We start from the raw sequence: 23713 nt of genomic DNA on the forward strand, positions 1-23713 counted from the left end.
ACTGATTTCCTCATCTTCCCGTCCTTTCTCAAAGCTGTGCGGTCCAGTCGAAGTCCCTGATGTAAAGCCCGATCGGATTGAGCCTGATGGTTGCTTCATCCTGGGGCGTGGTCAGCGTGACCGTAGCGATACCCCTGAAGCGGCGGGTCGCCGTTTCGCGTCCCTTTCGATCGCGCACGAACTCGGTCCAGTCGATCTGGTAGGTCTGGTTGGAGAGGGCGACGATGTTGCTGACTTCGACCGAGACGGTTGCGGTCCTTGCGGCCTCGAACGGCGAATTGCCGCGAAACCACGCATTGACCTTTTCCGTCGACGGATCCGATGTCCGCAGCAGCGCATAGGTGCGGTCGATATATTGCTTCTGGACGACTGCATCAGGGGTGACCGAGCGGAAACTGGCAATGAAACTGCCAAGGGTCGCACGCACGACCCGCGCATCCGCATATTCGATCTGCTCGGGCACGCCCCCGGAAACCGGGCTTCCCAGTTTGTCGACCTCGACGATATAGGGAACAAGCGTGACCTCGGTGCTCAGATAGAGCGCGTAGCTGAAGCCGATGAGTGCCAGGCCGAGGCTCAACATGCCGACGATGCGCCAGGCCCTGGCCTCCCTCACATAAGTGCCATAGCGTTCGTTCCATTCCTGCCGGGCGGCCAGATAGGGGTTCTCCATGGCAGGTCGGTCGTCGATCATGTCCTTGCCCTTCGTTAGAGGTCGTTGCGCGGGGGGGCCAAGCCTTGCCGGCCGGCACCGCCGCTGCGCTGTTCCAGCTTTGCGTTCGCCAGGCCAAGAAGCGAGCCGGCATAGGCGCCTGGCGACCCGATCGCCTTGTCCTTGGCCGCAGATCCGACCGCCCTGCCCGTTTGGCCGAGACTTGTGGTAATTCCCTTGAGGGCTGCATTGGCGGTGGAGGCCCCTTGCGCCCGGGCCAGCTGCGCTGCGGTTGTCGCCGATGCGGCGGTGGAAGCGCCAAGGAAGCCGGCACCGGTAGCCAGGCTTGCTGCCTGGCCCCCATGGCGGATCACCTCCATTCCGCCGGTGACGGAGGCGCCCTGCACGACGCCCTGCAGGATGTTTGGCACATAAAGAGCGATGATGAAGACGACGACGGAGATGCCGGCGATCGCCAGCGTGGCCACCAGCGGCTCGGCCTGCTCCGTTGGCGACTGGGCAAGACCAAGCAGGACGGCGGAGCCGATGCGGGCGATCATGACCAGCGCCATCAGCTTCATCCCCACCGAAAATGCGTAGACGAGATAGCGTATGGCAAAATCCTTGGTGAAGGATGATCCGCCAAGGCCGAGCATGATCATGCCCGCAAGCAGCCCGACATACATTTCGACCATGACGGCCACGAAGATCGCGGAGACAAGGGAGAAGCAGATCACCACCACGCCCATGGCAAGAACGGCGGCGATCGCCAGCGCGTTGTCTTCGAAGACGCCGAACTGGGCCCTGGCCGACATTGCCGATGCGACACGGATGCCGGCGTCGAATATCTCAGCCGGCGATGCCGATCCGTTCCCGGCGCCTATCTGGAACAGGCTGTCGACAACCGACTTGGCAAATGTCGGGCCCTGATCAAGGACGAAGGCGAAAAACCCGACAAAAAGGATCCGCCGGACCAGTTCGGCAAACCAACTGTCGAGTGAAGCCGCCTGAAGTGCAAGCCAGACCGCGGCAATGCCAATTTCTATGCCGGCAAGGATCCAGAACAGTGATCGCGCCGCATCCATGACGGTCGTTTGCCAGCCCTGCGCGGCCAGGACGACCTGGTTTTCCAGTTCGCTCAGGATCTGACCTTCCTGCGCAAGGGCGGGACTGGTCCCGATATGGAACGCAATGGCCAGGAAAGCGAGGATCAGTGGAGGCGAGAGGGTGCGGCCCGGTTGTCTCACCAGCGTGGCTCCATCTTCTGGCCGCGGGGCACCGCCCTGACTGTGGCGTTGAAAAGCGCCTGACGACGTGCCTGCGCGAGGTCCCTGCTGGTTTGCTCGGATTGCAACCAGCTGCCCATCATGGTCATCTGCTGAGAAACGAGGCCGCGCAGCTTCTGCATCTGGGCGACCTGCTGGACAGCAATGTCATGCCCAACCTGCAGCGCCTTCATCTGCCCATCGGCGGTTTCCGACAAGCGTCGCAACGAGGTCATCGTGCGGTCTTCGCCATCGAACTGCTCAGCCGTCATACTCGCTGCCCGCAAGGTGCCGGCGATCGTATCGCGGTTCGTGTCGGACCAAATCTGGTAGCTCGCCGAGAAGCTCTCTGCATTCGGCAACTCGGCATTCAGGTCGGCATAGCTCTTGAACCGCTGCTTCAGGATGTCGTCGGCATTTCCCATGGAAAAAGCGAGAGCCTGCCCTTCGGTGACGATGGCGCGAAGGCGCGTCAGGTCATTCTCGACCTCGCCCCAGATATGGACCGGAAGGGCTGCCGTGTTCTGCAGCATGTTCCGATAGATCTGCAACTGGTTCTGGATCTGCTCGGCGAGCTGGTTGATCTGGGTCAGCTGGTTGTCGACTTGCACGCCCGAGCTCTCGAGGAGTCGGACCAGTTCCGCATTGTTGGCAAGCTGGGTCCATTCGGTCGCCCCGCCGGTTGCCGTACCGGCGGCCGCGGGTGGGATGAACATCTGGCCCGCGATGAGGGCGATCGACAGAAATTCAAAAGTCAAAATGGGCTGCCGCATCGTCGACCCCTCTCGCTTTGAGCCAATGGACCGGCCACTCGGCCCCATATTGTGCATGAAATGCCCGCACCTCATTCAGCTGCTGGCGATCGGAGACCCCGGTGAAGGCGAGCGCGATGGGGCCAAGGGCCATGTCGAACAGCCGGCGGCCCTCTGGCGAGACCACATAATATTCCCGTTTGGGAACGGCATTCGCGACGATGTCGATCTGGCGCGCGTTGAAGCCGATCCGCTCATAGAATTCGCGGGTGCCAGGCTCTCGTGCCGCGCCGTTCGGCAGGCAGATTTTCGTCGGGCAGCTTTCCTTGAGCACGTCGATAATGCCCGAGCGCTCGGCATCCGATATGGACTGGGTCGCCAGCACAACCGCGCAATTGGATTTTCGCAGCACCTTCAGCCACTCGCGGATCTTGTCCCGGAAGACAGGATGGCCAAGCATCAACCAGGCTTCGTCGAGGATGATGAGACTGGGTGCGCCGGTCAGGCGTTTTTCGATCCTGCGGAAAAGGTAGGTCAGGACAGGCACGAGATTTCTCTCGCCCATGTTCATGAGCTCCTCGATCTCCAGGCACTGAAAGGCCCCAAACGCCAGGCCATCGCTCTCCGCGTCCATGAGCTGTCCCATCGGACCGTCCACCGTATAGTGGTTCAGGGCTTCCTTGATGTCGCGCATCTGCACGCCGCTGACGAAGTCCGAAAGCGAGCGACCTTGTGCCTGCGACATCAGGTTGATCTGACGGGATATGGCATTGCGATGATCCGGCGTGATCGAAACGCCCTGCAAGGAAATCAGGGTCTCGACCCATCCGCATGCCCATGCCTGGTCACCGTCGCTCGAAAGCTCTGCAAGCGGACAAAAGGCAAGCCCCCGCCCCTGCCCGGTTGCGCCGGCGATTTCATAATGGTCGCCGCCGGCTGCAAGGGTCAGCGGCAGCAGGGAATGCCCTTTGTCGAAGGCAAAGATCTGTGCACCCTGATATCGGCGGAACTGGGCCGCGATCAGGGCCAGGAGCGTGGACTTGCCCGACCCGGTCGGCCCGAAAACAAGCGTGTGACCAACGTCCTCGACATGCAGGTTGAACCTGAACGGCGTCGAGCCGGAAGCGACCTGCATCAGCGGCGGCGAATGGGCGGGATAGAATGGGCATGGGGCGGCCGTCTCTCCGCACCAGACCGAATTCAGCGGAACAAGGTCAGAGAGATTGCGCGTGTTGATCAGCGGCTCACGGACATTGCAGTACCAGTTGCCAGGCAAGCTGCCCAGATAGGCCTCCGTTGCGTTGAGCGTTTCAATGCGGGCGCCGAAACCCTCGGCCTGCACGCGCCGACGGACCGCCTCGGCCTTTTCGCGCAGACGGTCCTTGTCTTCATCGAACATGACGATGACCGGCGTGTAGTAGCCGAAGGCGACGAGCTGCGAAGAAGCCTCGGCGATGGCGTCCTCGGTCTCGGCCACCATCGCCATGGCGTCCTGATCGAGCGAACGGCTCCTTGTCTGGAAGAGCTGGTCGAAGAAGGGTCGCACCTTCTGCTGCCATTTGCGTCGCGCCCGTTCGAGCCGCACCTTGGCCTCTTCGGCATCAAGAAAGATGAACCGGGATGACCATCGATAGGAGAGCGGCATCAGATCGAGACTGGAGAGGATGCCTGGCCAGCTTTCCGCAGGCAGTCCATCGATCGCAACCACGCCGATGAAGCGGTCGTCCACTTTCGAGGTCAGGCCATGTTGCAGCTCCGCGGTCACCAGCCAGTCGAGATACATCGGTACATCCGGCAGCCTGACGGGGAGGTTCTCGCCGCTGACAGCGAAACGGATGAACTGCAGGAGCTCGTCATAGGTCGAAGCCCTCGACGTTGCCGGCTCGCCCACCTTGCGGGCTCTCATGCGGCGGATGGACAAGGTGTTGGCGAGATATTGTTCGATCTCTCGGATGGCCTTCTCGAAGGTCGATAGCACGACGTCGGCCGGGCTTTGCCTGCGCGTTTCCCGATCGGAGAATACATATCGTCCAAGGGATGTGCGGCCCTGTTCTGCCGGGCGATAGGTGAGGATCAACGCATGCCGGCTTTCGAAATGACCGCTTTCCCGCTCGAAATGGGCTCGACGCTCCGCGTCGATCGCGCGTGTGACGCAGTCGGGAAAGAACGAGCGGTCGGCGGTTGGATAGTCGGCGGTCGCAATCCTGACGGCATCCACCTGGATCATCCAGCCTGACCCGAGACGGCACAGAATTCTGTTGATCTGGTTGGAAATGTCATTCCTTTCCTGATCCGTTGAACTCTCTGAATCCGGACCGGCGAAATACCAGCCGGCGAGCAGGCTGCCGTCTTTCAGCAGCAAGATCCCGTCATCGACCATGCCCGCATACGGCACGAGATCGGCAAAGGACGGTCCGTTGTGGCGAAAGGCACGAAGGTTCACCATGATAGTCTCCGTCAGGAACGCTTCCAGGGCGTTGAGGTGGGGCGATAGACCGGCCGGTAGCGGATGTGGCGAATGTAGACACGGCGCATCTGTGGATCGGCCTTGGCCATCACGCGAAGCACCCCGACCACGAGCGTCCAGCCGGCAAGACCGAACAGCACGGAATAGAAGGTGAGCACGACAAAGATCAGGACAATGGCTGCAAGGCCCGTGACAAGGACCAGTTCGCGATCGGCGCCCATCAGCAGGTTGGGGCGCGAAAGGGCCCGGTGAATGCGGTGGTGATGGAGAGACGCTGGCGCTTCAGCCATGGGAGCACCGCACGCCCGTTCCTGCGAGTGCCAGAGCCGGCATTTGCGGACCTGAGGCAATGGTGGCGCCGGTCGCCCCGAACAGGCCAACAATCTGGGTCGCGCCGAGCAGGATGCCGGCGACCAGCACGACATACATCAGACGCCGGGCAAAATCGTTGAGCTCTCCCCCGAAGATCAGCATGCCGCCCGCAACCGCGACCGCAGCAAGGGCGATGAAGCCGGCGACAGGCCCGGTGATCGACTCCTGTATCTGCTCGAGCGGCCCCTCCCAAGGCAGGCCACCACCGGAACTGGCAAGCGCGGGTGTTGCGATCAGCACGAGGGCGAGCAAGGCCGCGCGCTTGAAGGTCAGTCGGTCAGGCTGCATTGTTCTGTCCTTCTCCGTAGGTTTCGGTGTGATACCGCCCGTCTGCAAATCCTCTCAAATGCACGATTTCCGTGACACGGCGGCCGCTGGGAGTGCGCTCGATCGATATGATCAGATCAACCGCATCCCCGATGACCGCCTGCATGGGCTGCTGGCTGACTTCTGCGGTCAGTTGTTCAAGCCGTTGCAGGGCGGATCTGGCGCTGTTGGCGTGTATTGTGGTTGCGCCGCCGGGATGACCGGTGTTCCAGGCCTTGAGCAGGGTCAGTGCGGCCCCGTCACGGACTTCGCCGACCATGATCCGGTCGGGCCTCAGCCGAAGCGTACTCTTGAGCAGGCGCGCCATGTCGACCGTCTCACTGGTGTGGAGGCACACGGTGTTTTGCGCGGCACACTGGATCTCGGCGGTATCCTCAAGGATAAGGATCCGATCGTTTGGGGCCTGCTGGCTGATTTCCAGGATGACGGCGTTGGCAAAGGTCGTCTTGCCCGATCCGGTCCCCCCCGAAACGACAATATTGAGCCGGGCACCGATCGCGTTGCGGATCAGCCCGGCTTCGGACGCAGTTATCACCTTGGCCTTCACATAGTCGTCCAGCGGGATCAGCCGGGATGCGCGTCGACGGATGGTGAAGGACGGACCGGCCACGACCGGTGGTATCAGCCCTTCGAAGCGGTGGCCGCCGAGCGGGAGTTCACCCGAAATGATCGGTCGCTCATCGTCCACTTCCTGGTTGAGGACATGGGCGACGCAGCCAATGACGATCTCGGCGGCACTGCGCGAGAGTTCGCCGGCTGGCGAAACGCCCTGGCCGAGGCGCTCTATGAACAGCCGGCCGTCCGGGTTCAGCATGATCTCGACCACACATGGATCGTCCAGCGCGGCACAAAGGCATTCGCCAAGCGCGTCCTGGAGCTTGCGTATGAGACGGGGACGGGAGCGAAGCTCGGTCATGGTCGCCTCACGCCGCCTGGTGGGTCGAACGAAGCGAGGAGCAGTAGTCGGCAGGCCGAAGTTTGAGCAAGCTCGCCTCATCAAGCGGAAGAAGACCCGCGACGCTTTTCGTCTCGTTGATCATCTGCGGAACTCCGAGGCGGCGCATTGGCCAGCCGGCCCGCTTGAGGATCCGCTCAAAGCGCAGATCGGTAGCGGTAACGAGCTCGCGTTGGCGGTGCGCCACGCCCCATTCGATGATGCCGGCGAACATGGTCAGGGTCGCCCGGTGCAGGAAATCCGCTCCCCTCCCCTCCTCGCTCGAGGTATCGACACAGAAGCGGGAGCTCTCGATCATCGCTTCATGGGTCTCAAGTGTACCGGCTGCCAGAAGTTGCGCGAACACCTGCTGCAGCATTGTCGTGCCCGTGGCGGGAAGAAGACGCGCGCAGCCGATCACCCGGTGCCTAGCGGAGAGGGTGAGGATATAGGTGGGATCGAGCTCATCGAATTCGTCGCGCTCCAGACCGCCTGTGCAACTGACATCCCAGTGCAATCGATCGGAAAAGACCTTGGCGCGCAGCCTGTGCATTTCCTCGACGAGGCGATCTTCGCCGCGCGATCTGTTGGTTCCGATTGCCACCACCTTCATTGTGCAGGTCTCCTTTGGTTGATGCGCACAAAGGTGACGGGATGGGGGAATCGGGTCTAGTCGCAAATCTGCGACTCGGCCCCGCGCCAGTGAGTCGGGCTTGAACAATTTAGAGAATCGCTTTTCAGCTGGCCTGAAGCCCGCCCTCTTGCGCGCTCCCACTCGCAAATCTGTGAGTCACGGAACCGATGGGCGAAGCCGGCAGCCGATATAACACACGGAAATCGTTCATCTTATCGCGCCGAAGCAAAGAAATTCCCGGGTTTGAGAGGGTGGACGCTCATAACCCGTTAACCCTATTCTCCTTGCCAAGAAGGGGGAATCGGATAACAGTCCCGATAATTTCCGTGTTTTCGCAAAAATATCGTGACAGAGGGCTCTGAACCAAATGAACGTGAAAAAGGCGACGTTGGACTCGGTATCGAGCTTCGCCGATATCATTCTCGAACAGGGTAGCGAGATTTCGTCGAAACTCGACATGCTGCGCATGGAGAAGTTTCCGCCGAATGCGCAAAAAACCCTTCGCATGTTTTCGCTGGCAGAAGTCGCCCAGTTCGTGGGCGTCTCGCAGAGCTATCTGAAGAAATTGCATCTCCAGGGCAAGGGTGTAGAGCCGAGTGTCACCGCGACGGGGCGGCGCTACTACACAGCCGCCCAGATGAACGAGCTTCGCACCCTTCTGGATCGCGTCCCCCATCGCAAACCCGGTGACAAGCTGCAAGTCATCGCCGTTGTCAATTTCAAGGGCGGTTCTGGCAAGACAACGACGGCAGCCCACCTGGCGCAGTTCCTGGCCTTGAGCGGTTACCGGGTCCTGGCCATTGACCTCGACCCCCAGGCCTCACTGACCGCTCTTTACGGCATCCAGCCCGAGCTCGACGAGAAGCCGTCCTTCTATGAAGCGATACGGTATGACGAAGGCCGCCGATCGATCGACGAGATCATCCAGTCTACCAATTTCCCGAATCTCGACATCGTGCCGGCAAACCTGGAGCTCCAGGAATATGAATACGAGACGCCGCTTGCCATGCAGCGGAAGGACTCGATGCAAGGCAAGCTCTTCTACACCCGTATCGGCTCCGCGCTGGCGGAAGTCGATGACCGCTATGACGTCGTTGTCATCGACTGCCCTCCCCAGCTTGGCTATCTGACCTTGACAGCCCTGACCGCCGCCACCTCCGTTCTGATCACGGTTCATCCGCAAATGCTCGACATCATGTCGATGTCCCAGTTTCTGCTGATGCTCGGGAGCATCTTGAAGAGTGTCGAGGGCACAGGCGTGAACGTCAGTCTCGACTGGTTCCGCTACCTGATCACCCGGTTCGAGCCGATGGACGTGCCGCAGCAGCAAATGGTGGGGTTCATGCAGTCCATGTTTGCCCAGCAGATGATGAAGAACCACATGGTCAAGACCACCGCCGTCTCGGACGCCGGCTTGACGAAACAGACGCTCTACGAGGTCGAACGGTCACAATTTACCTCCTCGACCTATGACCGCGCGCGCGAGGCCATGGATCTGGTAAACGGCGAAGTGATCGAGCTGCTGCAGGCAGCCTGGGGGCGGCGCAATGACTGATCCGTTGTCAGCCGTACAAACCGGCATTTTGGTGAAAGATTACATGAGCTTGGACTGCGAGAGAGGTTTCCGGCATGGCGCGTAAGGACATCTTCGCAAATATCACCGCGAGCGAGAACACACGGCCGGAACGCAAGGCCACCCCTGGCTATGCCAATCGCGGCGCGTCGCGCTCCATGATCAATTCGCTGAGTGAGCTTGCGGAAAAGGCGGCCATGGCCGACCAGGCATTGGTCGGCGAAGCAGTCTTGGATATCGATCCGGCCCAGGTTGATGATTCCTTCATCTCGGACCGCATGGGCGAGGACGAGGCCGCTTTCAAGGAACTGGTCGATGCGATCCGGGAGCGGGGACAGGACACGCCTGTCCTGGTGCGCCCGCACCCGACCAGCGAAGGGCGTTTCCAGATCGTATTCGGTCACCGACGGGTCCGGGTGGCGAGGCTCCTTGGCCGCAATGTCAAGGCAGTCGTCAAGCCTGTCTCCGATATCGACCATGTGATTGCCCAGGGCCAGGAAAACTCTGCCCGGGAAAACCTCTCCTTCATCGAGCGTGCCGCCTTTGCCCACCACCTTCAGGAAATGGGCCACGAGCGACGCACGATCCAGCTGGCTCTGTCCGTGGATGCCCCTCTCCTCACCCGCATGTTGTCGGTGACCAGCCGCGTGCCCGAGGCGCTCATCCGGGCCATCGGCGCGGCAAAGGGGATCGGTCGCGATCGCTGGCTCGATGTTGCCCAGCTGATCGAACATCCGGACGCTCTGGCTGCTGCCAACCGGCTTGTTGGTGACGAGCGCTTTTCCAAGCTGCAGTCCGAGGAACGTTTCGACCTTCTGGTCTTAGAGATCAGGAAGGCGCGCAAGCCCCAAAAACGGGCAAAGGCCGCCGGCAGCTGGCAGTCAAAGGATGCAGGCGTGACTGCGGAGTTCAAGGGCGCGGGAAAGAGCTACTCGATCGCCCTGAAGGCCAAGGATGCCGCAAGTTTCGGTCGGTTCATCTCCGAGAACCTGGAGAGACTGCACGAAGAATTCAAACAGACGATGAAATCTCAAGGAGACTGACCGCAAAAGAAAAAGGCCCCCCAAACGTCGCCGTCCCGGAAGCCTTCCTCATATCCTAGCAGTTTGAGAATCGCATCTCCAGGAATCATAGTCAAGAGTCTTTGGCGCCGTTTTGGGTGAGTGGATTTCTTTTGCCTTGAAGAAGGTGAAGAAAGATGCAGACGCATGGTGTGACGACGCCTTTTGGGCGGCGATCGATGACGCTTGCCCTTGTGGGAAGGCAGCTCGAAAGCGCAGATATCAAGGCAGGCAAAACCGCAGACAAGTGGAAAGTGTTTCGTGACGTGTGCGAGGCAAGGGCGCTCCTGGGTGTCCAGGATCGCGCGCTCACTGTTCTCGACGCATTGCTGAGCTTTTATCCGCAAAACGAACTGTCGGAGGAACGAGGTCTCGTCGTCTTCCCCTCGAACGCACAATTGTCGATCCGCGCGCACGGGATCACCGGGACGACCCTTCGACGACACCTGGCTGCCCTTGTGGAGGCCGGCCTGATTTCCCGCAAGGACAGTCCCAACGGCAAGCGTTACGCGCACAAGGATCGCTCAGGCGATATCGAGCAGGCCTATGGGTTCTCTCTGGCGCCGCTTCTGGTGCGCGTCGAGGAGCTGGCCGACCTGGCGCAGCAGACCGCTGCCGCGCGCAAGCGGTTCCAGATCACCAAGGAAGCCCTTTCCATCTGCCGGCGGGATGTCCGAAAACTGATCTCGGCGGCGATGGAAGAAGGTGCTGCTGGCAATTGGGCCGCGATCGAGGAACAGTATCTGGACCTTGTGCGGCGGATCCCCCGCACGCCGACGATCGAAACGCTCGCCCCCATCCTCGAAGAAATGGGTATGCTGCGCGACGAGATCGTCAATCTTCTGGAATCCCAGATGAAATCACAAAAAACAGACGCCAATGATGTCCGTTTTGAACGCCACATACAGAATTCAAATACCGAATCCATCCATGAACTTGAACCTAGCTCTGGAAAAGAGCAGGGCGAAAGCCCGAGCCCGGCCAAACGGCAGACGCGTGAGCCGCTTAAGGCTTTTCCGTTGGCGATGGTGTTGAAGGCGAGCCCCGACATCGCCGATTACGGGCCCGGGGGCCGGATCGAAAACTGGCGGGATCTGATGGCGGCCGCGGTTGTGGTTCGATCTATGCTCGGCGTGAGCCCATCGGCTTATCAGGATGCCTGCGATGCGATGGGGCCAGAAAATGCAGCGGTTGCGGTTGCCTGTATCCTCGAAAGGGCAGGGCATATCAACTCCGCCGGCGGATACCTGCGCGATCTGACGCGAAAGGCGGAACGTGGCGAGTTCTCGCTCGGGCCCATGCTGATGGCGTTGATGCGGGCAAATAGTGTCAAGGGACAGAGGACGGCATAGCAGGGCAATGGCATATGGCTCGAATTTTCTCTTTTTGCGCAAGGATCGAATCCCAGGTGCATCCGAGACCCAATTTTGGAATCGAGAAATGTCTTGCGACGAAAGATTGAAATCCCAGATTTCCATATACGGTTGCCCTGGACGGCGGAGGATCGACCGGTGGGTGCCGTTTTGTGCAGGCTTCAAGCGAAGTCACCCGAGCGCAGCGCGTGTTCTTGAGAGCAATGCACGAACCCGGACAACTTTCGGGGCCACAATTTCTCTTCCCGCGGTCAACATACCGTTAACCACGAAAATTTGCGACAAGCCCCCGCGAACAGTCGGCTTTAGAAAAGGCTAGCCAGGAGGGGCAGCGTTAACGCGTTCTCAAGGACGAGGATCAGCAGCGGCAGAACCAGAACGAGGGTTCGGAGTGATAACGATCAGATTTTTGGTTCATTGCTCCGCAGCTTGCACACCCGGTGCAAACCGGATAGTGTCAGACAAAATCTAAAAACGTCTAACATCTATCGTTTTATGGAGACGTCGATGACAAAACAGAGCCGCGAAAAAGACATCACATCATCGTCGCCGGACGGCCGTCTCACAACGGCCGCCCGGTCCGCTAAAGCCGAGCAATTCGTAACGGTCAGCAAGGCCCGGTTCGAGGCCGTGATGAAAGCCGCTGAACATTCCGGCTTGCTGGGTGAAAAGAGCAAGCGGATCGGCGGCCGTATCAGTCCTGCTCTCATCGAGCAGGCGAAAAAACATACGGGTATTGAGACAGACACGGATCTGATCGAATTTGCATTGGCGAATGTAGCCCTGGACGATAATTTTGGAGCCACGTTCCGGAAGACACAAGGCACTGTAGACCCCGATCTGAAACTGGGTTTCTAAGTTGTCAGACTTTGATTTTGATGCAGCAGTCCGCTGGGCTCGCTTTGATCCCTACCGAACTCTTGCTCGACGTGAGGACGATGAACTCCCGTTCGTCAGTGATCGGGCGGACAGTGGCCAGGAGCTTCTTCTCGATACGTGTGTCTATATCGACGGCCTCCAGGGACGTGCGCCCGAGGTCGTCGCCGATCTGCTGGATATCAGAGTGAGCAACCATTCGACCGTGGCTATTCAGGAGTTGATGCACACTGTTGGCGTCCTGGATCCTAAGCACGCAGGCACCAAGGGAGCGGTGAGCCAGATTGGCGTGACAATCACGGACATGAAGCCGCACCGTATTTTTGCGCCCGATCCTGACGTGCTGGGGCGCTCAGCGCTCCTTTCCGGCATGCTGTGCCGCCTTCAGGGCTATGAAAAAGATGCGCGCTTGCGGGCACTTCACGACTGCGTTCTCTTTTTGCAGGCTCAGAAAATGGGATTTACGGTCCTTACAGCCAACGTCAGCGACTTTGATTACCTTCTGCAGTTGATCCCTTCCGGGCGGGCTTTGTTCTACAGGGCAGGGCAGTAATCCCGAGCTACCAAATTGAGGTTCGTTCAATAGGTTCGGTTGGCGCGTCAAGGTGTGCGTACGCGCGATCCTTTGGATCGCTCGGCCTAGAAATGGTTTGGCAGCACTACATAGGCTCGCCTCATTTCCCATTGGAATAATCAATTACGGCACAAGGCGCGCAGCCCGTCCTGTTCGCCTTGTGGCATGGTTGTAGTAGCTGGATGCCTGTTGCACCGAGCGGTGTCGCGACTGCTCCATTGCTTCGGGGAGGGGGACCCCACGATTGGCGGCCTCAGTGAGATAACCGGATCGCAATCCGTGCGCCGAAAACTCCCCTGGCTCCATCCCCGCCAGCGCCGCCCGCTGCTTGACGATATGGTTGACGGCACTCGGCTCCAGTGCCCGCTTCGAAACATTCCCCCAACGATCGACCTTCCGGAAAATACTTCCGCCCTCAATTTTGGCAGCCGCAAGCCAGACGTTCAGGGCATCCACGGGCCGGCCCGTCAAATAGACGACCGCATCGTGTTCAGCTCCTGACGTCTTGGTACGACCCAGATGGATGGCGAGAGAGGGGAGGGGAGGGCCGCCCTCGACGGCGATTGGCGGCTCGACGGTGAGTTGCTCTCTGCGCAAACCGGCAATCTCGCTGCGACGGCGACCGCCGGACGCGAACGCGACCATCAGCATTGCCCGGTCGCGGATGTCGTGCAGGCTGTCCGAGTCGCAGGTGGCCAGCAGCTTTGCAAGGACGTCGCCGGTCACCGCCTTGGCGCTCTTGCGTTTCCTTGGACGCGGCGTCGCGCGGACAGCAAGGCGTATTGCGGATTTCAGCGAAGGAGAGGAGAAGACACCCGTCAGCCCGCGCCATTTTGTCAGCGTCGACCAACTCGCAAGCCGCCGGCGCACCGTATCTGGCGCATGTGGCCCGGAGGATCGCAAGAGGCGTTGCTCGCGCAGGCTCTGCTCGATGGCAGCCGGCATGCCGTGGTGAGGATCGATGTCGCGCTGTTCGGGCTGCCAGAGATGGTGGGCGACGAATTTCAGAGCCAAGGCTTCGGGCGCTGGCCAGGGGAGGGAAGCACCGGTCGCCGCCAGCGACCAGGCCTGCAGATAGGCAAGGTCGGAGGTGAGTGCGCGCAAGGTGTTTTCGCCCATGCCCTCGTTGACCAGGTGGCGCAGCGTTTCGATGTCTTGGTCGGTGAGCAGTTCGGCAAGCTCGTCCCGCCGGTCGATCGGCAGGACGGCGGCGATCGTGTCCAACGTCTCGATGCGTCTTTCGATCGAACGTGACGAGGAACTACTCATTTCGGCAATCCGTTCTCGTCGTAATAATCGTCGTGGTTCGAAGTCTGGTCATTGCTCGCAGGTCTCCCCTTGGCCGCCAGCGCCCAGACATCATCCATCGTACCGTGGCCTTTCCGCGCAATGGGTACGATGTCCGCAACGGGTTCGCCTGCTCGACAGATGACAACTTCGTCCTCGCGTAAAACAAGGTCGATCAGCTCTTCAAGTCGTTCAGCTGCCTCGGCAATTTCTACGGATACCTTCACCGCTGCACCCTTTACCAGACCCGTTCGTGCAGAATTGCGTCGAACGCGATGTCGGTGGAGACAAAGGTGCAATACTCTAGCCGCGCCTGTGCGGCGAGTATGCGATCCCACGGATCGCGGTGATCCCAATCGAAGCTTGCCGCGAGCTCGGCGTGCAAATCGGTGATGGCAAGCATTTGCAGGCCGCTGCTGGTGACGGCTGCCCGGAGTTCCTGCGGCCTAAGGTCGAGCTTCTTCAGGCGCATCTTATTGTCCAGCTCATAGAAGGACACTGCGCTGACGAGGACATGGTTGGCTTTGTCCTCAATCAGCGCTCGTGCCTTCGGGGACAGGCGATCACTGCCGATCGTCCACCAGTAGACGGCGTGGCTGTCGAGCAGGATTTTCATCGCGTGCTTTCGCTACCATTGGCTTCGCCTTGCCAGACGCCGGTATCGTCATTCCAATCGCCGGCGTCGATGGCCGCCTGCTCGGCATCGGTGGTATCGAACAGGTTGTCGGGCAGACCACGGTGACGAAGCAGTCCAAAAGGACGCTTGCCGCCATCGGCCGCCGGGCCGATACGGGCATAAACCTCGTTTCCGCGCATGATAACGATTTCCTCGCCCTGATTGGCGCGCTCCAGGACTTCGGCGAAATTCTTACGGGCTTCGCTGATCTTGTAGGTGGTCTGGGGCATCGGGACCTCCATAATTGAGCCAGGCGAAGCGTATCACCGTTTCAAGGCACGTACAAGCAAAGTGTACGTTTAACATTCGATAAGCATTACTTATCGATGGTTAGGAGCGCAACTGCCCATCATACCATGTGAGGAACCTCAATTTTGATATAGAGTTCGTTTAGTAAATCATTTACCATGATTTCAATGGCTTACGATCTCGCGAAAATCAGCATGAGTACCTTGATGCGGCCCGCTTTCGACGCCGGTCTCGCGCTAACGCGTCTGGACGAGCGGATTGCGCGTTCGCCGGTCGGCGCGGGTTGGATCGAACGGTCCCAATTCACCGACGCCTGTGCCTCGCTGTGGATCGACGGCGAGCTTGTCCATCTTGAAGACCTCGTCCTTCATGACGCCACGCGGGATATTCGCACACCGACCCATGAGCTGACAATCGCCCGCGACGTGCTGCGAACCCGTCGGCGCATTGCCGCCCAACCACCTGGCTGGGCGTTGTCCGCAGACGGCATTCGAACGTTGCGGCAGACGGAGCCAGGGGCGTCGATCGGCACCGACGAAGCAGAGGCGGGCGGCGCCACCCGGGGTGCCGTCGCAATAGATCCTGTAGGGGAGGGGGACGACGCCGACGGTGGCGAAGATCTTCCCGGCGTCGACTATGCTGCCATCGATGCGGTGCTTGCTCGATCGGAGGCGGCGATCGCGAACGCCACACGGTCGGGCCGCAGCGGCGCGGCGGAAAAAGATGCGCTGGTCTATGACCTCGATTGGGACGAAGATTCCAGGCTGGACGAATGGCGTGGCGTGTTGCGACAGGCGGAAAATTTGCCGGCGATGCTGAAGGCGATCGTGACCCTCGATGCCTGGAACGAGCTTTCGGTTCTTCAGCACGCCCCTTGGCTCGGCCGCTTGTTCGCCGCCTCAATCCTGCGTCAGGCCGGCGTTACCACCGGCGCCCATCTTGCCGCCATCAATCTCGGCCTCAAAACCATTCCCGTCGATCGGCGCCGGCATCGTGATCGGGAGACCCGGTTGCTGGCCATTGCTCACGGGCTGATCGCGGCCGCCGAGCTCGGTCTGAAAGTGCATGACCGGCTGGCTCTGGCTCGAACACTGATGGAGCGAAAGCTAGACGGACGCCGGGCCTCGTCAAAACTGCCGGAGCTGGTTGAGCTGGTGATGGCCAAACCACTGGTGTCGTCAAAAATGGTGGCGAAGACGCTCGATGTGACGCCGCAGGCGGCGCGGCGGATGGTTTTGGAGCTTGGCTTGAGGGAAATGACCGGGAGGGGGAGGTTTCGGGCGTGGGGAGTGATTTAGATGGAAAGTACGTGGCGGTATTATCGCACTCAACCGGAGGTCAGCCAGTCACGCAAAGGTACAGCGGTATTGGGAACCTCGTCCCAGACAATCCACTCCAACTTGTCGCGCCCTTTAATCTTTCCCCAGACGATCCGTTGGTAAAGGCCAAGATACTCAGAAGACGCCCAACTCATATCGGCCCAGTCGGCCCGAAGCTGCGATTTTGGCCAACTAAAAGAATGGAAAGTGAACGGCGCAATCAGATAGAATCTAACTGTGCGTCTTGACCTTCCAAAGCGCGGTAAACGGTCATCCTTGAAACATTCAGATCGCGGGCAACTTGAGCCTTGGTTGTACCTGCAGCGATCCGCCTTCGGATTTCGGCGTCATCGACATTCTTCTTTCGTCCCTTGTAAACGCCCTCAGCTTTTGCCGCGTCAATTCCGGCTCTTTGCCTGTCTTTGATGAACTTGAGTTCCATGTCAGCAACCATGCCGAGGATGGTGACCACCATCCGTCCCATGCTTCCGGCGGTTGTCACTTCTGGTTCAAGGACACGAAGCGATGCACCTTTCTCGTCAAGTTCGTGAACGATATTGAGAACATCGCGAGTAGACCGGCCGAGCCGGTCAAGGCGTAACACCACCAGCTCGTCACCCGCATGCAGAAACTGCATGATGGTTTCCAGCTCGGACCGGCCTTTTCTTGAAGCCCCCGATCCGGTTTCAGAACGTATGATTTCGCAACCGGCGGCCTTCAGGCGCGCGCTTTGAATATCGAGGTCCTGATCTGTGGTGCTGACGCGAGCGTATCCGATGCGGGCCATGGCGATTCTGTAACATTAGGGTGGTTCCGATTGTATAACGTCACTTTGATCGAAAATCCACCCTTTTGCTACACTCCGCGCGCGTAACATTTGAATGTCACTCTAGGGCGTACCGAAAAGTGACATACTATCGCAAAAGTTACCCACTTCGGGAGGGCGCACTGAACAGCGCCTCCTTGTTCTCGAAGTGCCGATAGATGCTGAGCTTCAAAAGCCCGCTCGTTTGGTGACCTCGTCCAGGGTCGTCGCCTGAAAACCCAATTCCACAAAGTCGCACGCGGTGTCGATAATCGTTTGACCAAGTGTTGACGGACCGCCGCGCCGGCCCTGTCGATCTTCGGTCTCGAAATTTGCAGTCCTTGACAGTATCTCAATTCCTACATTATGATACCGTTTAGTATCCCAATATATGCAGATCAATGGGCGGGTTTCAGCCATGCCCTCTACTCGAGAAAAGATCGTAAAATGAAACGCAAACATGTCCTGGCTTTCGCCGGTCTCGTGGCAGGGGCGGGTGCCACTGCCTTCTTTCTGGTTTTCGAAACGCCAAAAAGGGAAGCGGATGCCGCGGACCCAAGGACTGCGCCACCACTGGTTAGGGTGGCAGAAGCGATGAGGACGGAAACGGCGGAGCGGTCGTTTACCGGCACGGTCGCTTCGCGCGTACAAAGCAATCTCGGTTTTCGGGTTCCGGGCAAGATCGTCGAGCGGATGGTCGATGCGGGCCAGCAGGTCAAGCAGGGCCAGGCCCTGATGCGGATCGACGAAACCGACCTCCATCTCGCGCTGACGGCGAAACGCAACGCCGTGACGGCAGCGCGTGCAGTCCTGACCCAGGCGCAAGCGGACGAGAAACGTTATGCGGTGCTGGTGAAAAACGGATTAGCCGCCACTCAACAGCGGTATGAACAGGCAAAGGCGGCATTGGATACGGCCGCAGCGCAGCTTGCTGCGTCCGAAGCAGACGCCGGGGTCGCCGAAAACGCTGCCAACTATACTGTTCTTGTTGCAGACTCGGACGGAACAGTCGTTGATACGCTCGCAGACCCGGGCCAGGTCGTGGCCGCGGGCCAGACGGTCATTCAACTGGCGCAGGCCGGGCCGCGTGAAGCTGTTATCTGGCTACCGGAGACCCTGCGGCCGGATATCGGATCCGAAGCGCAGGCCAGTGCCTATGGCGGTGACGGGCTGAGCGGAGAAGCCCGTTTGCGACAGATTTCCGATTCTGCCGACCCGCAAACACGGACCTACGAAGCGCGTTATGTTCTCGAGGGGGCGGCTGCCTCTGCTCCGCTCGGCTCGACTGTGACGATCAGTATTCTGGACGCCGACCGACAGTCAGAGGTCGCCGTGCCCGTCGGTGCCATTCTGGACGACGGTAGCCGGACAGGTGTGTGGACTATCGACAATGCCACATCCACCGTGAACTTCACGCCGGTCGAGATCAAACGGATCGGCGACGAGACGGCGTTTGTGAAGGGCATCACGATCGGTCAGCAGATCGTCGCGCTCGGCGCACATCTCCTTCAGGACGGCGCGATAGTCAGAACAGGCGTGCAGCAAGAGGTGGCAAAGCCATGACCTTCAATCTCTCTGCCATCGCGGTTCGCGAGCGCGCCGTCACACTGTTCTTCATCATTCTGTTGGCGGCCGCCGGCGTCTACGCCTTCGTCAAACTAGGACGCGCCGAGGATCCCTCCTTCACCATCAAGACCCTGACGGTAACCTCAGTTTGGCCGGGCGCCACCGCGCGCGAAATGCAGGATCTTGTCGCCGAGCCACTCGAGAAGCGCGTCCAGGAGCTCACCTGGTACGACCGGGTCGAGACGACCACGCGGCCTGGCTACGCCTTCCTCACGGTGACACTTAAGGACAATACGCCAGCATCCGCAGTTGAAGAGGAATTCTATCAGGCGCGCAAGAAGCTCGGCGACGAAGCCCGAAATCTTCCTCCGGGCGTCATGGGTCCGTTCGTCAACGATGAATACTCGGATGTGAGCTTTGGTCTTTACGCGTTGAAGGCGAAGGGGATGCCGATGCGAGACCTCGTTCGGCAGGCAGAGGTCATCCGTCAGGATCTCCTGCATGTTCCGGGCATCAAGAAAATCAACATCCTCGGGGAACGCCCCGAACAGATCTTTGTCGAGTTCTCCTTTGCCAAGTTGGCGACGCTTGGGATTTCGGCGCAGGATATCGCCGCAGCTTTGCAGCGGCAGAACACGGTGACGCCCGCTGGCTCGATCGATACGCGCGGACCGCAGGTTTTCATCCGTTTCGACGGAGCCTATAACAGCGCAGAGGCCATTGCCGATACGCCAATCGTGGCCGCCGGCCGGACGCTAAAGCTTTCCGATGTGGCGGATGTGCGGCGCGGCTACGAAGATCCCGCGACCTACATCATCCGCCATCAGGGTGAGCCGACGATCATGCTGGGCGCAGTCATGCAATCGGGCTGGAATGGTCTGGAGCTTGGCAAGGCGCTTGAGGCGCGGTCCGCCGCGATCGCGCAGACACTGCCGCTGGGCATGGCGCTCACCAAAGTCAGCGATCAGGCCGTCAATATCGATGAGGCGGTCGGTGAATTCATGCTGAAGTTCGCCATGGCGCTCGGTGTCGTTCTGTTCGTGAGCCTTGTCGCACTCGGCTGGCGTGTCGGCATCGTTGTGGCCCTTGCAGTGCCACTGACCCTTGCCGTCGTCTTCTTCATCATGCTGGAAACCGGCCGGTTCTTCGACCGCATCACGCTCGGCGCGCTCATCCTTGCGCTTGGGCTTCTGGTGGACGACGCCATCATCGCCATCGAGGTGATGGTGGTGAAGATGGAAGAGGGCATGGACCGCATAAAGGCGGCCGCCTATGCCTGGAGCCACACGGCGGCGCCGATGCTGTCCGGCACACTCGTCACCATCATCGGACTGATGCCCGTGGGTTTCGCCAAGTCCAGCGCCGGGGAATATGCCGGCAACATCTTCTGGGTCGTGGGGTTTGCCCTGATCGTCTCCTGGTTCGTTGCCGTGATCTTTACGCCATATATGGGCGTGAAAATGCTGCCTGATATCAAACCGATCGAGGGTGGGCACCACGCCATCTATGATACGCCCAACTACCGCCGCCTGCGCTCGCTCATCGAGTTTGCGGTTCGCCATAAATTCATGACCTGCGCGGTTGTTGGCATCACGATGGCCGTCTCGGTTGTCGGGATGGGGGGCGTAAAGCAGCAGTTCTTCCCGACTTCGGACCGGCCTGAAGTTCTTGTCGAAGTCCGCATGCCTGAAGGCACGAGCATCGAAAGCACGACGGCCGCGGTCAAGAAAGTCGAAGGCTGGCTGCAAAAGCAGCCGGAAACGAAAATCGCTACCAGTTACATCGGGCAGGGCGCACCCCGGTTCTTCTTCGCCATGTCACCGGAATTGCCCGATCCCGCTTTCGCCAAAATAGTTGTGCTGACACCTGACGCTCATTCACGAGAAGAATTGAAGCATCGCCTTCGCGCCGCTATTTCCGACGGTCTTGCTCCAGAGGCTTCTGTCCGCGTAACGCAGCTTGTGTTCGGGCCATATACACCGTTCCCCGTCGAGTTTCGGATCATGGGGCCGGATCAGGATGAACTCTATAAGATCTCCGAGCATGCTCTGGCGATCATGAAGACTGTTCCTGATGTTCGGCAAGCCAACCGCGATTGGGGCAACCGAACGCCTGTCCTGCGCTTTGTCCCGGATCAGGAGCGGCTTAATCTGATCGGTCTTTCGCCTTCAGAGGCAGCCCAGCAGATGCAATTGCTGCTGAGCGGGATTCCAGTCACGCAGGTGCGCGAAAACATTCGTAACGTTCCCGTGGTGGCACGAAGTGCTGGCGAGAACCGCCTCGATCCATCACGCCTTGCTGACTTTTCGCTGATGAGCAGGGCTGGCCGCCAGATTCCACTCGACCAGATCGGACATTCCGAGATCCGCCTGGAGGAACCTATCCTGAAACGTCGCGACAGGACACCGGTCATAACGATCAGGTCCGATATCAACGAGGCGACACAGCCACCGGAAGTTTCGCAACAAGTGATGGAGGCTCTCCAGCCGCTGATCGCGTCGCTTCCGGTCGGGTATCGTATCGAAATGGGCGGGAACATCGAAGAGTCGCAAAAGGCCAATATCGCACTCGTCCAGGTCTTCCCGCTGATGATCGCGGCGATGTTGATCGTCATCATCCTGCAGGTTCGCAGTCTATCGACGATGACGATGGTGATGCTGACCGCACCGCTTGGCCTTGCCGGCGTGGTGCCGGCATTGCTCCTGTTCAATCAACCCTTCGGCTTCAACGCCATTCTCGGCTTGATCGGATTGGCAGGTATCCTGATGCGCAACACGCTCATTCTGACGGAGCAGATCAAGGAGAACCAGGCGGCTGGTCTTGATGACTATCATGCCGTCATCGAAGCGACCGTGCAGAGGACTCGTCCAGTTATCCTGACAGCGCTCGCTGCCGTCCTGGCCTTCATACCTCTGACGCATTCGGTGTTCTGGGGATCGATGGCCTATACGCTGATTGGCGGCACGGCTGCGGGCACTGTGATGATCCTGCTCTTCCTTCCGGCCCTCTACGCTGTGTGGTTCCGGATCAAGCCTCCAAAGCAAGCGAGCCAGCCCGAGGCGATTATCGATGAGCGGCATTCTGCCACTGCACTTGCCGCCGAGTAGAGCTGTCTTTGCGCAAGGGAGACGCCGCAACGATATCGGCCGTGCCCAAGCATGGCCGCCTTCATACCAGATCTAAAAACCTTGTCTATCGTGCTGGCGCCAATTGCGTTCGAGAGACGCGCGCCACGCGTTGTTCGCCAAAGCGAAACGAGGCGTCTGTCCTGTTAATCCCTGTCAACTTGCCGCATTACGCGCGGTGACGATCCACGTTGCGCCGTTGATCATCACCGATCGCTCACCGGGGCACCCCGCGAAGGCGGCACGAACCGCAGCCGAGGCGCGGGCGCGAATATCGTCGGTCTGATCAGCAAGTGCGCGCGCCAGTGGGCCGACCTCAAGTGTCATCGCCACCGCGTCGTCGAGCGCCGCCTCCCGCGTGTCCCCCTTGCCAAACGGAATGGAGGCATCGAATGGTGCGATAGCGACGTCAGTGAAGCCAGCTGCCGTCAGGACACGCTCCACCCGCGCCTGGTCGCCAAACGAGAACGCGCCGGGCGCTTCGGGATGGGGGGGAGCCATCGGCGGGAGGATGCCCTTGATCGCACCCATCGGCAGGCGCACCCAATCATTCTCGGCCATGCTGCGCCAGCAGACGAAAGCGACCCGCGCGCCCGGCTTGAGCGCACGGCGCATGTGAGCGAACGCTGCGGCAGGATCGTCAAAGAACATCACGCCGAAGCGCGAGAACAGGATGTCGAACGTACCCTCGGGCAAGTCTGCGCTGCTGGCGTCGGCCACCTGGAAAAGGGCCGGCGTATCCTGCGGTGCTAGCGCGCGCGCTCTGCCGATCAGCGGCTCGGATATGTCCACGCCTAACACCTGGCCTCCCGCGCCGACGTGCCCGGCCAGATCCAGACTAGACGCGCCCGCGCCGCAACCGACGTCCAGCACGCGTTCGCCCGTGACTGGCGCGGCGGCCTCGATCGCGGCCTGGCCGAACACCGCCATCATGGCATCGAGCCGTGCCTGGTAAGCGACCCAGCGCTCTCCGCTTTGGCCTTTCCAGTCGGCTACCTGAGAAACATTTTCCCCTGTCATGCCATATCCTTTGTTCTGATCCGTTCTTAACCAGGCTATCCGCCCGCGTGGTCGTTGCCACTGTGCGCGGCGATGAACATGGCGACGGCCGACCGGCAATAGGATTCGATTTCGTTGTCGTCCTCTGCTCTCGCCTGATCGAAGCGTGCGATAATCAGGAGATCGCATCCTTTGAAAAGCGCAGCAAACAAGCGGGCGGACCGGAGAGGATCGGGCACGTTCAGAACCGCCTTCGCGTGCAACTGACGCAACAGGGCCTCGATTTGGGCGATGATATGGGCGGGGCCTGCTTCGTAATGGAGCTTACTCAACGACTTTTGGTTCGGCGTGTCGGCCATGACCATGGCTTCGACACCGCTGACGTCCGGGCGCAACAGCGTGCGAAGCAGGGATGATCCCACCGCCATGAGCTGATCTTCGGCCGAACCGTCGACGCCTTCAAAAAGTGCCTGTGGTACTAACTGATGGCAGCGGGCCGTAAAGGCCGCCCCGAACAGCGCCTCCTTGTTCTCGAAGTGCTTGTAGATGCTGAGCTTGGATATCTTCGCTCGCTGGGCGACCTTGTCCAATGTCGTCGCGTGAAAACCCAGTTCCGCAAAGAGTTCGCTCGCTGCGTCGACTATCGTTTGGCCAAGCGCCTCGTTGACGGGCCGGCCGCGCCGGGCCTGACTATTTTCGTTCATGTTGAAATCCAGTCCTTGACAGTATCGTTATTCTTGAATTACGATACCATTCAGTTTCACAAATATGCAAGCCAAAATGCGCCGACATACACACGAGGGTGCCATGCAACGACGAACACTGCT

General features: G+C 59.9%; 23 protein-coding genes and 1 pseudogene. 8 read left to right on the forward strand and 16 right to left on the reverse strand.

Annotation, left to right across the window (positions count from 1 at the left end; translation table 11 throughout):
- Nucleotides 1-28: 28 nt before the first annotated feature.
- Genes trbF through traI form a run of 8 tightly spaced genes read right to left on the reverse strand, consistent with a single transcriptional unit; the run spans nucleotide 29 to nucleotide 7382 of the window.
- The gene (gene trbF / locus L867_RS0115080) at nucleotides 29-694 is read right to left on the reverse strand and encodes a conjugal transfer protein TrbF (protein WP_028737663.1); all 666 of its coding nucleotides are present in this window, start codon (nucleotides 692-694) and stop codon (nucleotides 29-31) included.
- 14 nt (nucleotides 695-708) lie between these two features.
- Entirely contained in the window at nucleotides 709-1866 is a 1158-nt protein-coding gene (gene trbL / locus L867_RS0115085; protein ID WP_051439033.1) for a P-type conjugative transfer protein TrbL, read from the reverse strand.
- A gap of 29 nt (nucleotides 1867-1895) precedes the next feature.
- Nucleotides 1896-2633, reverse strand: coding sequence for a P-type conjugative transfer protein TrbJ (gene trbJ / locus L867_RS0115090; protein ID WP_232363947.1), 738 nt, complete (start codon nucleotides 2631-2633; stop codon nucleotides 1896-1898).
- 31 nt (nucleotides 2634-2664) lie between these two features.
- Entirely contained in the window at nucleotides 2665-5115 is a 2451-nt protein-coding gene (locus tag L867_RS0115095) for a conjugal transfer protein TrbE (protein WP_028737666.1), read from the reverse strand.
- 11 nt (nucleotides 5116-5126) lie between these two features.
- On the reverse strand, nucleotides 5127-5426 hold the full coding sequence (locus L867_RS0115100) for a conjugal transfer protein TrbD (protein ID WP_028737667.1): 300 nt from the start codon (nucleotides 5424-5426) through the stop codon (nucleotides 5127-5129).
- The gene (locus tag L867_RS0115105; protein WP_028737668.1) at nucleotides 5419-5796 is read right to left on the reverse strand and encodes a TrbC/VirB2 family protein; all 378 of its coding nucleotides are present in this window, start codon (nucleotides 5794-5796) and stop codon (nucleotides 5419-5421) included. Before L867_RS0115105 ends, L867_RS0115100 begins: the two co-directional genes overlap by 8 nt.
- A complete protein-coding gene (gene trbB, locus L867_RS0115110; RefSeq protein ID WP_028737669.1) occupies nucleotides 5786-6751 on the reverse strand; it encodes a P-type conjugative transfer ATPase TrbB in 966 nt (321 codons plus the stop codon). Before trbB ends, L867_RS0115105 begins: the two co-directional genes overlap by 11 nt.
- 7 nt (nucleotides 6752-6758) lie before the next feature.
- Nucleotides 6759-7382, reverse strand: a complete 624-nt coding sequence (gene traI, locus L867_RS0115115; RefSeq protein ID WP_028737670.1) for an acyl-homoserine-lactone synthase — start codon at nucleotides 7380-7382, stop codon at nucleotides 6759-6761.
- A 388-nt stretch (nucleotides 7383-7770) separates the two neighbouring features.
- On the opposite strand from traI, the gene repA reads away from it, so the two are divergent.
- The 5 genes from repA to L867_RS0115140 all read left to right on the forward strand — a co-directional run bounded on the left by repA (nucleotide 7771) and on the right by L867_RS0115140 (nucleotide 12839).
- A complete protein-coding gene (gene repA, locus L867_RS0115120) occupies nucleotides 7771-8958 on the forward strand; it encodes a plasmid partitioning protein RepA (protein ID WP_028737671.1) in 1188 nt (395 codons plus the stop codon).
- A 74-nt stretch (nucleotides 8959-9032) separates the two neighbouring features.
- Complete coding sequence (gene repB / locus L867_RS0115125; RefSeq protein WP_028737672.1) at nucleotides 9033-10019, forward strand: plasmid partitioning protein RepB; 987 nt, start codon at nucleotides 9033-9035, stop codon at nucleotides 10017-10019.
- Nucleotides 10020-10174: 155 nt separating this feature from the next.
- On the forward strand, nucleotides 10175-11389 hold the full coding sequence (gene repC / locus L867_RS0115130) for a plasmid replication protein RepC (protein WP_028737673.1): 1215 nt from the start codon (nucleotides 10175-10177) through the stop codon (nucleotides 11387-11389).
- 528 nt (nucleotides 11390-11917) lie between these two features.
- A complete protein-coding gene (locus tag L867_RS27985; protein ID WP_232363939.1) occupies nucleotides 11918-12268 on the forward strand; it encodes a hypothetical protein in 351 nt (116 codons plus the stop codon).
- A gap of 1 nt (nucleotide 12269) precedes the next feature.
- On the forward strand, nucleotides 12270-12839 hold the full coding sequence (locus tag L867_RS0115140) for a type II toxin-antitoxin system VapC family toxin (protein WP_028737675.1): 570 nt from the start codon (nucleotides 12270-12272) through the stop codon (nucleotides 12837-12839).
- Nucleotides 12840-12983: 144 nt separating this feature from the next.
- Here L867_RS0115140 and L867_RS0115145 read toward each other — a convergent pair whose 3' ends face one another.
- Genes L867_RS0115145 through L867_RS0115160 form a run of 4 tightly spaced genes read right to left on the reverse strand, consistent with a single transcriptional unit; the run spans nucleotide 12984 to nucleotide 15053 of the window.
- A complete protein-coding gene (locus tag L867_RS0115145; protein WP_028737676.1) occupies nucleotides 12984-14129 on the reverse strand; it encodes a site-specific integrase in 1146 nt (381 codons plus the stop codon).
- On the reverse strand, nucleotides 14126-14374 hold the full coding sequence (locus tag L867_RS0115150) for a type II toxin-antitoxin system Phd/YefM family antitoxin (protein ID WP_028737677.1): 249 nt from the start codon (nucleotides 14372-14374) through the stop codon (nucleotides 14126-14128). The genes L867_RS0115145 and L867_RS0115150 overlap by 4 nt, the downstream gene beginning before the upstream one ends.
- A gap of 11 nt (nucleotides 14375-14385) precedes the next feature.
- The gene (locus L867_RS0115155) at nucleotides 14386-14763 is read right to left on the reverse strand and encodes a type II toxin-antitoxin system VapC family toxin (protein WP_028737678.1); all 378 of its coding nucleotides are present in this window, start codon (nucleotides 14761-14763) and stop codon (nucleotides 14386-14388) included.
- The gene (locus L867_RS0115160; RefSeq protein WP_028737679.1) at nucleotides 14760-15053 is read right to left on the reverse strand and encodes a type II toxin-antitoxin system Phd/YefM family antitoxin; all 294 of its coding nucleotides are present in this window, start codon (nucleotides 15051-15053) and stop codon (nucleotides 14760-14762) included. The genes L867_RS0115155 and L867_RS0115160 overlap by 4 nt, the downstream gene beginning before the upstream one ends.
- Nucleotides 15054-15230: 177 nt before the next feature.
- Between L867_RS0115160 and L867_RS0115165 the strand changes: the two genes are divergently transcribed.
- Nucleotides 15231-16370: an RHE_PE00001 family protein gene (locus L867_RS0115165; protein ID WP_028737680.1), complete on the forward strand. Its 1140-nt coding sequence runs from the start codon at nucleotides 15231-15233 to the stop codon at nucleotides 16368-16370.
- 241 nt (nucleotides 16371-16611) lie between these two features.
- Here the strand turns inward: L867_RS0115165 and L867_RS0115170 are convergent, their stop codons facing one another.
- On the reverse strand, nucleotides 16612-17178 hold the full coding sequence (locus tag L867_RS0115170) for a recombinase family protein (RefSeq protein ID WP_028737681.1): 567 nt from the start codon (nucleotides 17176-17178) through the stop codon (nucleotides 16612-16614).
- A 157-nt stretch (nucleotides 17179-17335) separates the two neighbouring features.
- Nucleotides 17336-17544 (reverse strand): annotated as a pseudogene (locus L867_RS27990) (helix-turn-helix domain-containing protein); the annotation flags it as partial.
- Nucleotides 17545-17643: 99 nt separating this feature from the next.
- Here L867_RS27990 and L867_RS0115175 point away from each other — a divergent pair.
- Both L867_RS0115175 and L867_RS0115180 read left to right on the forward strand, forming a co-directional pair.
- Complete coding sequence (locus L867_RS0115175; protein WP_028737682.1) at nucleotides 17644-18759, forward strand: efflux RND transporter periplasmic adaptor subunit; 1116 nt, start codon at nucleotides 17644-17646, stop codon at nucleotides 18757-18759.
- Nucleotides 18756-21869 carry an efflux RND transporter permease subunit gene (locus L867_RS0115180; protein ID WP_028737683.1) on the forward strand — a complete coding sequence of 1038 codons (3114 nt, stop codon included), beginning with the start codon at nucleotides 18756-18758 and terminating at the stop codon, nucleotides 21867-21869. The genes L867_RS0115175 and L867_RS0115180 overlap by 4 nt, the downstream gene beginning before the upstream one ends.
- A gap of 174 nt (nucleotides 21870-22043) precedes the next feature.
- Here L867_RS0115180 and L867_RS0115185 read toward each other — a convergent pair whose 3' ends face one another.
- Together L867_RS0115185 and L867_RS0115190 are read right to left on the reverse strand one after the other, a co-directional pair.
- Entirely contained in the window at nucleotides 22044-22907 is an 864-nt protein-coding gene (locus L867_RS0115185; RefSeq protein WP_028737684.1) for a class I SAM-dependent methyltransferase, read from the reverse strand.
- Nucleotides 22908-22942: 35 nt separating this feature from the next.
- On the reverse strand, nucleotides 22943-23590 hold the full coding sequence (locus L867_RS0115190; RefSeq protein ID WP_028737685.1) for a TetR/AcrR family transcriptional regulator: 648 nt from the start codon (nucleotides 23588-23590) through the stop codon (nucleotides 22943-22945).
- Nucleotides 23591-23713 lie beyond the last annotated feature (123 nt).

It is taken from the genome of Paenirhizobium selenitireducens ATCC BAA-1503 (assembly GCF_000518785.1).
GTDB lineage: Bacteria > Pseudomonadota > Alphaproteobacteria > Rhizobiales > Rhizobiaceae > Allorhizobium > Allorhizobium selenitireducens.